Below are 14,330 nucleotides of genomic sequence, written 5' to 3' on the forward strand. Positions count from 1 at the left end.
TGATTTTCTAAATATTTGGTTGCAATATTTCTATGTAAAAAATCGGGGGATATGTGAATCTTTTATTCAACATTAGCGTAGACGAACCCGTCTTTTAACCAAAACTACAACACCATTCATTATGGCGATAAGAAATAAGTTACTTTTAAGTCTGCTGAGTGTTCTGGCTTTACCGGGAATCATAAACTCTCAGGGCCTGGATACATTTGAGGAGAAGGTCACGGAGTTTACTCTGGACAACGGGCTGCACTTTATCATTTTAGAACGGCCGGTTGCACCGGTGGCAACTTTTGTCACATTTGTAAATGTAGGCAGTGTAAACGAACCGGTTGGGAATACCGGGGTGGCACACATTTTTGAACACATGGCCTTCAAAGGAACCAAGGATATTGGAACGACGGATTGGGAGAGTGAGAGCCGGGCGATTGCCAGAACAGACTATGTGTACAGGCAGTGGGTTCGTGAGCGAAGTAAACCCAACCCCGATCAAGAAAGGTTGGAGCGGTTGAAACAACGTTTTGATGACCTGGTGGAAGAGGCTGATCAGTATGTGGTCAGTAATGAGTTTACCCAGATTATTGAACAGAATGGCGGCACCGGTTTAAATGCATTTACCAGTGCTGATGCGACCGGATATTTCTACAGTTTACCTCAAAACCGGGCCGAACTTTGGTTTTCGCTGGAATCGGATCGGTTTCTGAATCCGGTATTCAGAGAGTTTTATGCTGAAAAGAATGTGGTGATGGAGGAGCGCAGAATGCGTACCGACTCAAACCCGGTTGGTCGATTGATCGAGGAGTTTTTAAGTGTTGCATATTCAGCACACCCGTATAAAAATCCTGTTGTTGGCTGGGCTTCAGATATTCAGGGGACTTCTATTGAGGATGCAAAACGATTTTATCAGCAGTACTATACGCCAAGTAACATCACCATCGCTATTGCAGGGGATGTGGATCCGGACCGGATGAGAGAGCTGGCGGAAACCTACTTTGGCCGTATGAGTCCCGGACGCCCCGCACCTGAAGTGATCACAAAAGAGCCGGAACAACGGGGTGAACGCCGGTTTGTGATGATTGAGGAGTCTCAGCCATTTTTCCTGTCCGGCTACCACACAGTTTCTCAGACACACCCCGATTTTGCAGCGCTTCAGCTTGTGGGCTCTATCGTTTCTGAAGGAAGAACTTCCCGTATGTATAAGAGGCTTGTAGAAGATGAGCAGCTTGCACTCGCCGTACAGGCGTTTAACGGTTTTCCCGGTACCAAGTACCCGGGGCTGTTTTTAACGCTAGCCGTGCCGAATCAGGGAGTGTCACTGGACAAGATTGAATCGGTAATTGAAGAAGAAATTCAGAAAGTTAAGGATGGCGATATTACCCAGGAAGAGCTGGACCGTGCACTTACCAATGCCCGAGCCAATCAAGTGCGCAGCCTGAACAGTAATATGGGACTCGCCCTCGGTTTTGCAGAGGCACACGCCCAGCGAGGAAGCTGGAGAGAGTCGTTTAGAGCATTGGAAAGGCTGGAGTCGGTAACGCTTGAAGATCTTCAGCGGGTAGCTCAAACCTACTTTATTCAAAACAATCGAACGGTTGGAATGATTAAAAACCAATCTGGCGATGACGAGGAAGTTGCAATGAATTCTGAAGAAAATTAAGGGTACCGAAATGAAGAAATTTATCTTAACAGTTATAGTACTGCTTTTTGCAGGATTACAGATTGCCGATGCACAGAAGAAGTGGAATGAAATTGACTTTCCGGCGATCAACAATTTTGAAATGCCGGAGGTTGAAATTCTGGAGCTGGATAATGGCATCAAGTTTTACCTTGTAGAAGATCGTGAACTCCCGCTTATCAATCTCAACGTACGGGTTCGAACCGGATCTTTCCTGGAGCCGGACAGTAAAATCGGATTGGCATCCATGACCGGTACTGTAATGAGAACTGGCGGTTCGGAAATGTACCCGGCAGATGATTTAAATGAGCTGCTGGAAAACCGTGCAGCCCGGATGGAAACCGGAATAGGTATGACCTCCGGATCTGCATCCATGAATGTGCTGAAAGAGGATTTTGAAGAACTATTGCCGGTTTTTATTGATCTGATGCAAAATCCACTCTTTCCCGAAGATAAAATTGAACTGGCCAAAACACAGTCGAAGTCTGCCATATCACGCAGAAATGATGATCAGGCTCCGATAGCAAGCCGTGAGTTCAGAAAATTAATTTATGGGGAGGGTAGTGTGTATGCACGCCATACAGAATATGAGACAATCGACAATATCACACAGGAGGATATGGTCGAGTTCCACAACAGATCATTTGTAGGGAATAACATGCTGATTGGCGTGATCGGTGATTTCGAGATGGATGAGATGAAATCTACTCTGAGAAGGGTATTCTCAGAACTTCCGGCCGGAGAGACGATTGAAATTGACCTGCCTGAAATAAATTATGCTTTCGAAAACTCCATCAATTTTGTCGACAAACAGGATGTAAACCAAAGTTACGTACTTTTGGGGCACATTGGCGGAATGAGAGACAATCCGGATTATGCAAAACTTCAGGTGATGAATCAGGTGTTGAGCGGAGGATTTTCCAGCCGCCTGTTTCAGGTGGTTCGATCAGATATGGGACTCGCCTACTCCGTATTCGGTTCGTACGGGAGCGGCACGTTCTACCCCGGAACATTTACTGCGGGTGTAATGACTGCCAGTGAAACCACGGCTGAAGCGATTGATGCAATTATCGGCCAGATTGAACGATTGCAAAATGAACCTGTATCTGAAGAGGAACTGCAGCAAACGAAGGATCAATTCCTGAATTCACTGGTGTTCCGATACGACAGCCGCTCAAAAATTCTGAATGAAAGACTGAATTACGACTATGCAGGTCTGCCGGAAGATACATTTGATCGGTTGGTCGAAGAGATCCGTGAGGTGACAACCGAAGACGTTATGGAAGTTGCACAGGAGTATCTGCGCCCTTCAGATGTACAGATACTGGTCGTAGGAAACTCACAAGAGATTGGTGATCAGCTATCCAAGTATGGAACGGTAAATGAGATTGATATTACCATTCCGGAACCGGCAGATGACCGGGAGGTTGTTGAGGGTGATGCAGAGATGGGTCGCGAGTGGCTGGAGCGAATGGCAACGGCCATTTTACCGAACGGTTCGTTTGATGCCGACCTGACATTTGAAGCAGATAACATTGTGCAGACTCCCGGCGGAGAGATGTCGATCGGAATCGAACAGACTCTCAACTTTCAGGAGGAAAGAATTACTTCGATCGTGAATGCCCCGATGGGACAGGTTACCATCGAAATAGCCGATGGGCAGGGTAGAATGTTAGCCGGAGGAAATGAAATGCCGATGCCTCCACAACAGCTTCAGCAGTCCAAAGCTGAACTTTACAGGAATTATGTCTACCTGGCAATTAATAAAGATCAGCTGGATGTTGAATTCCTGGGTATGAAAGAGCTGGATGGGGAGGAGTATGCTCATCTGCGCATCAATGATGAACTGCCGTTGGAGATCTACCTAGACACAGAAACCGCACTTCCCGCCCAGACTGAGTACCGGCAGATGGATCCCCAACAGGGAAGGCGAATTTCAGTGACCGTTGAATATGGTGACTGGCAGGAGCAGAGTGGAGTTCTGATGGCGTATGAAACGATTAGCTACTCCGATGGGAATCAGGTGTCAAGAACTGTGATTTCATCACATTCTGTTAACTAATCTGATTACATTACAAATTGAGTTAAGGCCGGTTTATCCGGCCTTTTCTATGTGATGGAGGCGTTAAAAAGCCGGGCTGATATCTTTTCTGTACGTGAATGAACACGGCCGGTGTACCGGATAATCAATTGAGTGAGCTGATCAATATTGGCAGATTCGTCAAGTGTTATCAAGCTGCTATCATCAATCCAATGGTGTATACGTTCAGTAAATGTCTGATCTATCTCATAAACCACATGAACGCCCATCTGTTTAAGTGCTGCTGCGTTACATAACTGCTCATACTGATTTTTGATTGGAATGGCGAGTAGCTTCTTGCCCAGAAACATCGATTCTGCACACAGTTCAAACCCAGCACCGGCTATCACTCCTCGCGAAGATTCAAGGCTCTCAAGAAAAGGTCTGTTACCAACAGGGTGAACAATCACATTGCTCGATTGATAACTCTTCTCGCATAGTGGTGAGAATATATGCCATTCAATACTTTCAAATTCTTGAAAATGTTTAGCGAGAAAATCCGGATGATAGGATGGTAAATATACGGTTACGTGATTGCCTGTAACAGGAATAAGATTTCGAATCTCTCCACGAATGACCGGTGGCAGAATAAATGAGTCGTACCGCTTGAAGTGAAAGCCGACCGGATGCTGAACAGGCGCAAAATATTTCAGTACAGCTTCAGATAAATAGGATTTTCGATCCGGTCGGGGAGACTTTTCTGATAAAAATGAGGCTTGATGGCTTAACCCGATAGAGGGAGTTTCAGACTGAATAGACGCCCAGGCTGTAATCGGTTCATAGTCGGAAATAACAAGGTCATATTCCCTTGGTTGAATGGTTTGCACATCTTTCAGAAATGTGACGGGCTGAAGGCTTCGCGCTGTTTCAAGAAATGAAACACCGCCCTGATCATTGTAAGCCAGGCTCACTCCGCGTTTTCTGGAAACAGCCACCTCATCGAGATGAAGCCTGCAGTTGTAGCCGCTAAGCAGAACATCAACCGATGCATGCTCAGTCAATTTTGGCAAGATTTCTTTTGCCCGGCTAATGTGTCCGTGGCCTGTTCCCTGTATTCCGTAGAGTATTCTCATTGGATGATTATCTCGTCGTGGATCATTCTGTTTTTTACAAGTTTCTCAATTCGGCGGTTCTCAAGCATTTCCTCCTCGGTGTAGCGATACATATCCCATTCCTCTCCGTCATACTCTAGTGCAGTGAGATTCTCAATCCAGTCGCCGCTGTTCATATATATCACAGATCCCTTATCATTTTCATAGCCTCTGATTTTTGGCTGATGGATATGACCGCAAATCACATAGTCGTAACCTTCATCAATAGCGAGCTCCATGGCTGTCATCTCAAAATCATCAATAAAACGAACTGCTTTTTTTACACTATCCTTAATTTTCTTACTCAAAGAGAGCTTTCCTTTTCCGAGCTTCGTTGATATTCGATTGATGGCTCGGTTGAGAAGAATCAATAAATCATATCCGCGTCCGCCAATTTTTGCGATCCATTTGCTATGTTTCATCGTCACATCAAAAATGTCTCCATGAAAAATCCATACCCTTTCACCTTTCAGGTTCAACACTAATTTGTCGCGGATAAAGAATGGACCGAGCTGCAGGCTGGATACCTTCCGAAGCACCTCATCATGATTTCCGGTTAAGTAGTAGATGTCCGTACCGTTAGCCATCATGGTCAGCAGCGTTCGCAATACCATCATGTGTGATTCGGGCCAGTAGTACTTCTTAAAATTCCATATATCAATAAAATCTCCATTCAGTACAATGATTTTAGGATCGATGGAATTGAGATATTGGAGCAGTTCCAGGGCATGACACCCAACGGTGCCTAAATGAATGTCCGACAGAACAACAATTTCCAATGAACGTTTTTGCATGTAGAGGTATGTTTATGAAGTGCAGCGATTAACGTTGTACGTAACGTCTTGCAGATTGCTAACTAAAGATCTTTACATCGTGTTACGTTATGATGTTGGCATCATTAGTTTTAAATGATGAGATTGTTAATGAATTGTAATCGCGAGGGTTCACACCCTTTAAAATTTGAGAAAATGGAAAAGCGCTGGGTTCTTTATGGCAGTTATGGATATACGGGAAACCTGATTGCAGAGATCGCTTCAAAACGGGGGGCGAATGTAACGCTTTCCGGCAGGAATGAAGATAAACTTCGCGATCAGGCTGAGCGGTTGGGGCTGGATTATGAAGCTTCTGATTTAGCTGATACGGAATCAATGGATCATCTGTTGGGACGCCATGATGCAGTTCTTCATTGCGCAGGTCCATTTATTCATACATGGCAACCGATGGCCGAAGCCTGCCTGAGGAACAGATGTCACTATTTGGATATAACGGGTGAAATTCCCGTTTTTGAGTCACTCAAAAAATTAGACCCCCATTTTCAGAAAAAGAATTTGATGGCGATGCCCGGTGTTGGGTTTGATGTGGTTCCGTCCGATTGTTTGGCCAGCTTACTTTATAAGAAACTCCCGGACGCGACACACCTTGAGCTTGCTATTTCCGGATTGGGTGGCGGCTTATCGTGTGGAACAGCAAAAACCATGATCGAAAATTTGGGAAGTGGCGGTGCGGTACGAATTGGGGGTGAAATTGAGCAGGTACCTGCAGCGTATCTGGTTCGGAAAATCCGGTTTGGAGATCAGTGGCGGACAGCTGTTTCCATTCCCTGGGGTGATATTTCAACAGCTTACACCTCAACCGGGATCGGGAACATTGTTGTTTATGCCGCCGTGCCTAAAAAAATGATCCAAAGAATGAAGTGGATGAACAGACTGGGGCCCGTCGTTAAGAATAACCGGGTAAAATCTTTCTTAAATTCACAGGTGGAAAAAGGAAAACCCGGCCCGACTAAAAAAGAGAGAGAAAAAGGCGAATCGTTGGTGTGGGGCACGGTATCCAATTCAAAAGGGGACTCAGTCGTTGCACTTTTAAAAACGATGGAAGGGTATAGGCTCACCGCCGAGACATCAAGCGAAATTGTTCATCGTGTCTTGAGCGGGAACTTCCGAAAGGGCTATCAAACACCTTCTCTTGTTTACGGAGGGGAGTTTATCCTGGAGTTTGAGAAATCGGAATTAAATTATTTGTGAGTGGGATCAATTCCTACCACCAGCTGAACGTGATTGCTTTTCACAGATCCATTCAACAGTAGTTTACTGTCGGGTAGATCTGAATCTGAAACGATGACAATTTTACCGGGGTTCTCTTTGTTCAGGGTATTAACAAATTCGTGCCAATATCCTACTCGCAGCCAGGTAAATGGATTTTCGTGGTCTGCACACAGCACAAACCAATTCATCGATTTTGAAGGATCTTTTATCTGAAACTTTACTAAATCTGATTCCGAAAGTTGTTTCAAACTGAGTTGATTGGCTATTGCGTAATTTTTGAGCCCATCTACCATGATCTCTGAGTCCGAATATTGCCCAGCATCAGCGGGTGTTTTTTGTGGGTTGATTTGAGATGAAGGAAATGTTCGTATCGCCGCAATCAGCGATGAATCATCAAAGTTTGGAAAAATCTGAATATGATGCTGAACTTTATTTTTGGTCATGTTTTGTCTGAGTGCCTGGAGAACTTTCCCAATACTGATGATCGCATTTCGGTAGTCGTTTTCATCTTCCCGGTAATCTTTACTGACTGACAGTTCCAGCATATTGTTGGAATAGCTGTATTTCCAGTATTTAACTCCATAGTGTTTCGGAGCTTTTTTGATTTTTTCGATCCACGTTTTTAGCATTTCCGTCTCTCTCAAATACGTTTCGCAGTTAGATCGAAGTGAACGGTAAGTTCATCATCTGCTTTAATCAGGCCAAAAAGCCCGGTTGGCGGCTCTATGTTAAAATCAGTCATAAATATTTTTTTACTGCCGCGCGCCCTCATTCTTCCGTCTTCAAGTATTTCACCATCTGCGGTGAAACTGATTTCTCTTGTAACGCCTGCCACCGTAAGCTCTCCAAGAATATTGTAACTGTCATCCGACAGTGATTCAGCGTTGTTGAATACAAATTTAATGGTAGGATACTGATCTGCTTTAAGCGCATCTTTCATGTCGTTGTTCATCTTTCGCTTACCGCAGTCGAATCCGTTTACGTCTATTTCAACCTCCAGGGAAACACTTTGATTGACAGCATCCTGCACGATTGCTTCACCATCATAACTGTGAGCAATACAATCGAACCGATTAACATTTGAACTCCCTTCAATCCAAAGCCGGCTCACCTCTTCGTCAGCGGTGAACCGGTCTTGGGAAAAAATGTCTCCTTCAGCTACTGTAAAAAGCATAATCCACAGGTTAATAAAGATGGAAATCTGAAGAAGTTTCATGTTATGGGTTTAAACCTTAGTTGAAATTCACGTTGAAAGTAATCACCATCTCATCTCTTGCTCGAACGGTTCCAAAAACGGCCGTTGGAGGGTCAATGTCAAAGCTGGTCATCAGTAGATCCTGTTCACCTACAAAGTTGATGGAGCCGTCATCATTCATTTTTGCAGTTACGCTCATGGTGATGTTGTGATCCTTGCCTGCAGCATTTACAGTACCGTTTGCAGAAATGAGTGCTGAGCCGTCTTCCTGAACTTCAACACTGGTTACTTCACTTAGGGTGAAAGTGATATTTGGATAATCATCTTCCTTCAGGTACTTGTGCATATTCTTGTTTAATCCGCCCGATCCGGAATCTAAGCTCTCTACTGGAATAGTCAGGGTCATCTCTTTAAATGTGTCCGGTGTCAGATTTTGGATGGATCGCTCTTCCATCTCAGCAAGAACAAGTGAACCTCTAAGTTCGGTGATATCAGCTCCCCAGCTTCGTACGTTTGCTTCTCCATCAAGTCGCATTTCGTAGTTGTCTTGAACATTAAGGGTAACATCCTGGGCAAGCACAGCGCCTGCCATAAAAAGCATTAAAATCGAGGTGGTTATTAATTTTTTGAAATACATGGGTAGTCTCCTTGAGTTAAATATAACCTGCAGAGCAATAACGCTCTGCAGGTTGTAAGATTATTTAGAAGCTAATTACTGCTTCGAGCATCAATCCGTTGAATTCTGCGTCGTTGAATACACTTCCGGTAGCAAAACCGTCGTATTTCTGACTTACATATTCAACTTTGGCAAGGACATTCTTAGTTAGGAACCATCCGCCACCAACGTTGATTCGGCTAATGTCCACATCTTCACCGGCAGATGTATCACCTGTTACCAGGTTGTAGCGTCCACCGAGATAGAAGTTCTCCTTTTCTCCAAGCCGGTATAGAAGTTCTGCACCATACTGAGTGAAGTTACGTGTGTCAGGCTCTGCAGCAGCTTTGCCGGATGCAAACTCGAGCACTCCAAAGAACTCCAGCCCCTGGAACTTAACAAACGGGTTGATCATGATAGCCGTCATTTCGTTGCTAAAGCCCGGGTCAAATCGAGGGATACGAAATTCGCTTGAGCTTTCAGTAAGAATGTTGTAGTAACGTGATCCGGCGCGGTCACCTGCGTAGAGATATGTTCTTGCAGACTGTCCCGCGTGATATACAGAACCTGTAAGTCTTACACGAAGATCTTCGTTAACCTGAGAGTCATAACCCAGTTTACCTACCAGAGATACTCTGGTTGCAATTGCGCCCGGTGCAGGTTCTACAGTACTTTGATTCAGTTTACCGTTGGTTAAACCGATCATTGCAAGTAAACCATTGGACTGATAGTAAATTTCTCCACCAACCTCTGTTGTAAATGCATCCATGATATAGTTTCCAACAAACGGATTGTGGATAGCCTGACCGTTATCGGTTCTTCTAAAGTGAGCATCACCATAGTTAATCTCCATGTGACCTACTTTGATTGTAACCTTGTCCATCAGTTCATCAAGAAGTCCATCCTGAATAAAATCAAGTCTGTCCACCTGCATGTACCCACCTTTTACATAAGGCTGTCGATGGTGACGTGATGAGAGATAGGTGCGGAGGTGCATTCTCAGGCCGCGCTCAAGCTGTACATCAAGGTCGAGATTTGAAGTAGCAAGGTTAAAGTTCGGACCGAGCTCAAAAATTCCGCCTGCAGCGTTGTCTTGCTCAATAGCTTGGAATTGTAGGGTGTTTGCTCCGCCAATTCGAACTTTGACGCCGTCAAATTCTACATCTGTAGTTTTAGGTGATTCAAATACGTTAAGTCCGGTTTGGTCTGGTGCCCGGAAATATTGTAAGTCGCGTGAGGATTGCGCATTTGCAAAATCTGCCATAAGCAGAGAGGCGATAAGCACAACCATTGTCATCATTGTAGTTTTCATAACTGTGTGGTATTTGTTAGAAATTATGGATAAAAACTTTTTTGTTGTTTGACTTCGGATAATTGAAGTTGTTTTATTTTGCTCGTTCAATCAAAACGACATGACCAATATCGGCACCGATCGGCTGCCGTGTTAGCGGTCAGTCGCTGATTGCGCAGTGGGGAATTCCCCGATACCAATAGGAATTTCCCCTATCGCACGCAAAGATCCATGCACATACGATAATTGTTTTTTATGAACTTATACATTTATTAAACGTAAAAATACTTACTTATAAAAGTTTTTCCAGAAGACAGACTCTTCAATCTTTTTTTGGATTTGCAGCCTTTCACTTATTTGCAAAGTTCACGGTTGTGAATCTTCAGCATTTGTTCTTTCGATCGAAGATGAATTGAAACAGTTGAGTGAAGTTGAACTAACTGTGCGTTTTGAAGGCTCCTCGTCCGGATACAATTCCGGTGAAAATTACTACTCAACAGATGTTAATGAGGGATATTTGCTGTTAAGAGAGAAAGACCAATGTGGATGTGACAAATTCACCTATTCAGTTTGGCAAACAACGTGGAGAATTCCATCCGGTACGAAACAAATGGTGTAACTCTTAACTGTTTGGATAGGCTTTACCTTACCCGGAGGCACCTTCAACCCAGCGGACGGCGTGGCGCATCAGTTCGTTTGCAGTGTCAATCTGAAGTTTGTCCTTGATATTTGCCCGGTGGCTTTCAACCGTTTTTACGGATATGTGAAGCTTTTCGCCAATCTCTTTTGTGGAGAGCCCTTTTCCGGTCAGTTCAAAAACTTCAAGCTCCCTGTCACTGAGCTGATCCAGCGGGTTATCACTTTTCGAACTGTTGCCGGTGGCAAGTTTCATCAGCAATTTATTTCCAATCTTATTACTGAGGTAGATGCCGCCATTTAAAATTTGCTGAATAGCCTGAATCAGTACATCGACAGCTTCAAGTTTCATCAGATAACCTTTTGCTCCTGCGCGAAGTGCCCTCTCGGCATATAGCTCTTCATCATGGCGGCTGACAATCAAAATCTTCAGTTCCGGTACTTGGTGCAGCAGGTTTTTAACCAGCTCCAGGCCGTTCATTCCGGGAAGTGAAATATCAATAATGGCAACATCAGGTTTGAGGGAAAGAATGTCGTTCATGGCATCCTCAGCCGATTCTGCCTGGCCGGCCAGCTCAAACTCTACCTCTTTTTCCAGTGTCATGGCAAGGCCTTTGCGCATCAGCGGATGATCATCAACAATATATATTTTCTTCTTTTCTGCCATAGGTTTAAAATCTGAAACCAGTTATCTCGGTTAGTAGCGGTGTGAAAGTTTAATAAAAAAGCGCATCATTCGCACAGGCAGATTCTATTTGAATGAGTAGTTGTTTCCAACCGGATAAAGCGTAATAATAATTTTGGCGCCTCCCAATGCCTCACTCGTGGCAATATCGAGATTAGCCCCGATCAGTCTTGATCGGAAATGCATGATTCGCACTCCCAGACCGCGCTCTTCCTCCCAGTCGTCAGAAAAACCGGTGCCATTATCTTCAATTTTAATCACAATACGTTCCTTACCCGGTTCAATGGAAATATACACTTCAGAAGCATTTCCGTGTTTAACGGCATTGTTGGTTGCTTCCTGTATAATTCTGTAGAGGTGTGTGAGGCTTGTTGAATCTTCAAAATGGAGATTGTCCGGAATATCCAGCCTGCAGGTGATGTTAAAAAGTTTTTCGGCATTTTTGAGCATGCGTTCCAGTGCGGCTTTCAGTCCTTGTCCTTCAAATTCTACCGGAATCAAACCGCGCGATAGACTTCTTGCATATTCATCAGCCTCTTTTACCAGTCGTGTGATGTCGTCTACTTCCTCAGCAAGTTCGTGCCCATCTTCTCTCAGGGAGTTGGCAATATTACGGTTAATCAGGCTGATACCTGTTAGCATCTGTCCGAGTCCGTCGTGTAAATCCTGCCCGATGCGATGCCGTTCGTGCTCACTGATGCGAAGCACCTCCTGTTCGAGGCGTCGCTGCTCGGTAATGTCTCGTACGATTCCGGTGTATAAGCGCTGCCCATTTACGTTTACTTCACTCACGGCCAGGTACATAGGAAATGTAGTGCCGTCTTTTCTCAAACCGGTAACCTCCCGCCCAATACCGATAATTTTTTTGTGTCCGGTTTGATGGTAGTTGTTAATATAGTCATCGTGTTCACGACGGTAGGGTTGAGGCATTAACAGCTTCACATTTTTGCCGATCACCTCAGATGCTTTGTAGAGAAAGAGATTTTCTGCTGCCTGATTGAATGTTCGAATCTGGGCATGTCTGTCGATGGTAATAATTGCATCAACGGTGGTCTTGAGAATACTTCGTGCCCGCGCCTCACTCTCTCTGAGTTTCTGTTCAATTAAAAACTGCTCCTCCTTGTTTCGTGCCATCTTTTCGGCAAAGGCGAGACGAACATCCAGGCGTTGTTCATCGAACAGAGATTCTGTTATGTACTGATCTACTTCTGCGTCCAAAACCCGATGAAGATGATCCATCTGATCTTTGCTGATCACGGCTATAATGGTGCGATGTTTGCCGCGTTCACTTGCACGGGCAAGCCGGCAGAGCCGAAGTCCCTGATCCGAAATATCACTTAATAGAACGAGGGAAATGTCTTCATTTTCGATCCTGTTGAGAAGTTCATCGTCCGGCTCACCTATTACAACCTGGTGATTCCGGCGCTCAAGGGCATTTTTTAAAATGTGAATTGAATCGCTGTTAAATCCTGTGACAACTGTTTTCATCGATGTAATTTGCTCTTGTGCATAACGTAACTTCAGGCTCTATTTTTTCTGCCTTTAACCTATCTGTCAGGTTGTTCATTAAAATAGTAAATGGTAACGAATAGTCTAATTGGGATTAGTCAGTAATCGGCTTGATTTAACTCTTAATAATTTTCTCGGAACCATCTTCCCACTCAATCTCTGTGGTTTTTGAGGCGTTAAATGCACTCCTGGAGCGAATCCATTTACCATCCTGTATAATTCTTGAAAACCCATGCTGAAGCGGAGCCATCGGGTTTACCTCTTCAAGTCGGGCTGCCGTTTGATGCAGAAGTGATCTTCTGGATTCCACGATACGCTCAAATCGGTTGTCGAGCCGTTCGGTAGCCACAGCCAGTGATTCCCCCCACTTCTGAAGCTGCAGTTGCGGATTTTTAGACTCAATCTGTGAGCCCAGATGCCGGACCCGGTTCCTGAGATTCAGAATCATTCGGTCCACTCTGTTTTCCAGCTGATCATTCAATGACTGCACCCGTCCGGCCTGAAACTTCAGTTTTTCCTGCACCACAAGCAGCGCGTGTGAATTGGCCAGGCGGTCAACATAATCCCGGTGGTTCTGGATTTTCTGTTGCAAAACGGTTGCCAAACTCTGTGTGTAATCCTCCACCAGGTATCGCAGCTCATTGATGTCGGGTGCCGCGATAATTACAGCCTGAGTGGGAGTTGCTGCCCGTGCATCGGCTACGAAATCGGAAATACTGAAATCTACCTCGTGTCCAACAGCGCTGATTACGGGAATGGGACAGTTGAAAAGAGCCCGGGCCACCTGCTCTTCGTTAAAAGGCCAAAGATCTTCAAGTGAGCCTCCGCCGCGGCCAACAATCAGAACATCCACAGGTTCAGGCTGCCTCACAAACCACTCAATCGCTTTTACCAGCTCTGGAGCCGCATTCAATCCCTGAACAGAAGCGTGGTGCAGGTAGAGGGTTGCCACCGGCCATCGTTGTTCAAAAGTGGATTTTATATCATGAAAAGCCGCTCCGGTTGATGACGTAATCACTCCAACTTTACGGGGAAATGGGGGAATCGGTTTTTTGTGGGCATCGCTGAAAAGCCCCTCTTTCTCCAGCTTTTTCTTGAGCTCCTCAAATTTCTGCTGAAGTTTCCCAATACCCGCCTGTTGGACCAGAGTTACCATCATTTGATACCGGCCGTGTGGTGCATAAACTTGAAGATCACCGCCCAGAACAACCTGCTGTCCATCTGTGATTTGTACTCCCAAACGTTGTGCAGTACTACGCCAGATAACACAGGGAAGCTGGGCACTATCATCCTTTACAGTAAAATAGTAGTGCCCGTTTCGGCTCTGATTTACATTACTGATTTCACCTTCAACCAGAATATCCCGAAAATTGTTTTCCAGAATTCCCTTGATCTTTTCGGTGATCTCAGTAACAGAGGGGACATCAAAAGAGAATGGAATTTGGTTTGTCATCTATCAGAAGTTGTTTTC

At 44.8% G+C, this 14,330-nt stretch carries 13 protein-coding genes; 4 read left to right on the forward strand and 9 right to left on the reverse strand.

Translation table 11 applies throughout. The features are described from left to right. The first annotated feature begins 121 nt into the window (after positions 1 to 121). A complete protein-coding gene (locus tag BG260_RS03905) occupies positions 122 to 1,654 on the forward strand; it encodes a M16 family metallopeptidase (protein WP_083750085.1) in 1,533 nt (510 codons plus the stop codon). A 10-nt stretch (positions 1,655 to 1,664) separates the two neighbouring features. After that, a complete protein-coding gene (locus tag BG260_RS03910; protein WP_069130629.1) occupies positions 1,665 to 3,734 on the forward strand; it encodes a M16 family metallopeptidase in 2,070 nt (689 codons plus the stop codon). Positions 3,735 to 3,781: 47 nt separating this feature from the next. Here BG260_RS03910 and BG260_RS03915 read toward each other — a convergent pair whose 3' ends face one another. Together BG260_RS03915 and BG260_RS03920 are read right to left on the reverse strand one after the other, a co-directional pair. Next, the gene (locus BG260_RS03915) at positions 3,782 to 4,825 is read right to left on the reverse strand and encodes a glycosyltransferase family protein (RefSeq protein WP_069130630.1); all 1,044 of its coding nucleotides are present in this window, start codon (positions 4,823 to 4,825) and stop codon (positions 3,782 to 3,784) included. Beyond that, on the reverse strand, positions 4,822 to 5,637 hold the full coding sequence (locus BG260_RS03920) for a UDP-2,3-diacylglucosamine diphosphatase (protein WP_069130631.1): 816 nt from the start codon (positions 5,635 to 5,637) through the stop codon (positions 4,822 to 4,824). The genes BG260_RS03915 and BG260_RS03920 overlap by 4 nt, the downstream gene beginning before the upstream one ends. A 174-nt stretch (positions 5,638 to 5,811) precedes the next feature. On the opposite strand from BG260_RS03920, the gene BG260_RS03925 reads away from it, so the two are divergent. After that, positions 5,812 to 6,867, forward strand: a complete 1,056-nt coding sequence (locus tag BG260_RS03925) for a saccharopine dehydrogenase family protein (protein WP_069130706.1) — start codon at positions 5,812 to 5,814, stop codon at positions 6,865 to 6,867. On the opposite strand, the gene BG260_RS03930 is transcribed toward BG260_RS03925, so the two are convergent. From BG260_RS03930 to BG260_RS03945, 4 genes are all read right to left on the reverse strand, one after another. Further along, a complete protein-coding gene (locus BG260_RS03930) occupies positions 6,858 to 7,517 on the reverse strand; it encodes a hypothetical protein (protein ID WP_069130632.1) in 660 nt (219 codons plus the stop codon). The genes BG260_RS03925 and BG260_RS03930 overlap by 10 nt on opposite strands. Before the next feature lie 11 nt (positions 7,518 to 7,528). After that, on the reverse strand, positions 7,529 to 8,104 hold the full coding sequence (locus BG260_RS03935) for a YceI family protein (protein ID WP_069130633.1): 576 nt from the start codon (positions 8,102 to 8,104) through the stop codon (positions 7,529 to 7,531). Positions 8,105 to 8,120: 16 nt separating this feature from the next. Beyond that, entirely contained in the window at positions 8,121 to 8,720 is a 600-nt protein-coding gene (locus BG260_RS03940) for a YceI family protein (protein WP_083750087.1), read from the reverse strand. Between the two features lie 64 nt (positions 8,721 to 8,784). Beyond that, complete coding sequence (locus BG260_RS03945) at positions 8,785 to 10,050, reverse strand: hypothetical protein (RefSeq protein ID WP_069130635.1); 1,266 nt, start codon at positions 10,048 to 10,050, stop codon at positions 8,785 to 8,787. A gap of 400 nt (positions 10,051 to 10,450) precedes the next feature. Between BG260_RS03945 and BG260_RS03950 the strand changes: the two genes are divergently transcribed. Beyond that, positions 10,451 to 10,648: a hypothetical protein gene (locus BG260_RS03950; protein WP_141691509.1), complete on the forward strand. Its 198-nt coding sequence runs from the start codon at positions 10,451 to 10,453 to the stop codon at positions 10,646 to 10,648. 27 nt (positions 10,649 to 10,675) lie between these two features. Here BG260_RS03950 and BG260_RS03955 read toward each other — a convergent pair whose 3' ends face one another. The 3 genes from BG260_RS03955 to xseA form a co-directional block, all read right to left on the reverse strand. Then, positions 10,676 to 11,332 carry a response regulator gene (locus BG260_RS03955; RefSeq protein ID WP_069130637.1) on the reverse strand — a complete coding sequence of 219 codons (657 nt, stop codon included), beginning with the start codon at positions 11,330 to 11,332 and terminating at the stop codon, positions 10,676 to 10,678. Positions 11,333 to 11,416: 84 nt separating this feature from the next. After that, positions 11,417 to 12,838: a sensor histidine kinase gene (locus BG260_RS03960; protein WP_069130638.1), complete on the reverse strand. Its 1,422-nt coding sequence runs from the start codon at positions 12,836 to 12,838 to the stop codon at positions 11,417 to 11,419. A gap of 136 nt (positions 12,839 to 12,974) precedes the next feature. Next, the gene (gene xseA / locus BG260_RS03965) at positions 12,975 to 14,312 is read right to left on the reverse strand and encodes an exodeoxyribonuclease VII large subunit (RefSeq protein WP_069130639.1); all 1,338 of its coding nucleotides are present in this window, start codon (positions 14,310 to 14,312) and stop codon (positions 12,975 to 12,977) included. Positions 14,313 to 14,330: the final 18 nt, after the last annotated feature.

Source organism: Rhodohalobacter halophilus (genome assembly GCF_001715195.1).
Taxonomy (GTDB): domain Bacteria; phylum Bacteroidota; class Rhodothermia; order Balneolales; family Balneolaceae; genus Rhodohalobacter; species Rhodohalobacter halophilus.

Bases quoted from the DNA above. Each gene is read 5' to 3' on its own strand.
- BG260_RS03905 (WP_083750085.1), top strand. From the start codon at position 122: ATGGCGATAAGAAATAAGTTACTTTTAAGTCTGCTGAGTGTTCTGGCT.
- BG260_RS03920 (WP_069130631.1), bottom strand. From the start codon at position 5,637: ATGCAAAAACGTTCATTGGAAATTGTTGTTCTGTCGGACATTCATTTA.
- BG260_RS03930 (WP_069130632.1), bottom strand. From the start codon at position 7,517: ATGCTAAAAACGTGGATCGAAAAAATCAAAAAAGCTCCGAAACACTAT.
- BG260_RS03935 (WP_069130633.1), bottom strand. From the start codon at position 8,104: ATGAAACTTCTTCAGATTTCCATCTTTATTAACCTGTGGATTATGCTT.
- BG260_RS03925 (WP_069130706.1), top strand. From the start codon at position 5,812: ATGGAAAAGCGCTGGGTTCTTTATGGCAGTTATGGATATACGGGAAAC.
- BG260_RS03940 (WP_083750087.1), bottom strand. From the start codon at position 8,720: ATGTATTTCAAAAAATTAATAACCACCTCGATTTTAATGCTTTTTATG.
- BG260_RS03945 (WP_069130635.1), bottom strand. From the start codon at position 10,050: ATGAAAACTACAATGATGACAATGGTTGTGCTTATCGCCTCTCTGCTT.
- BG260_RS03915 (WP_069130630.1), bottom strand. From the start codon at position 4,825: ATGAGAATACTCTACGGAATACAGGGAACAGGCCACGGACACATTAGC.
- BG260_RS03910 (WP_069130629.1), top strand. From the start codon at position 1,665: ATGAAGAAATTTATCTTAACAGTTATAGTACTGCTTTTTGCAGGATTA.
- BG260_RS03960 (WP_069130638.1), bottom strand. From the start codon at position 12,838: ATGAAAACAGTTGTCACAGGATTTAACAGCGATTCAATTCACATTTTA.
- xseA (WP_069130639.1), bottom strand. From the start codon at position 14,312: ATGACAAACCAAATTCCATTCTCTTTTGATGTCCCCTCTGTTACTGAG.
- BG260_RS03955 (WP_069130637.1), bottom strand. From the start codon at position 11,332: ATGGCAGAAAAGAAGAAAATATATATTGTTGATGATCATCCGCTGATG.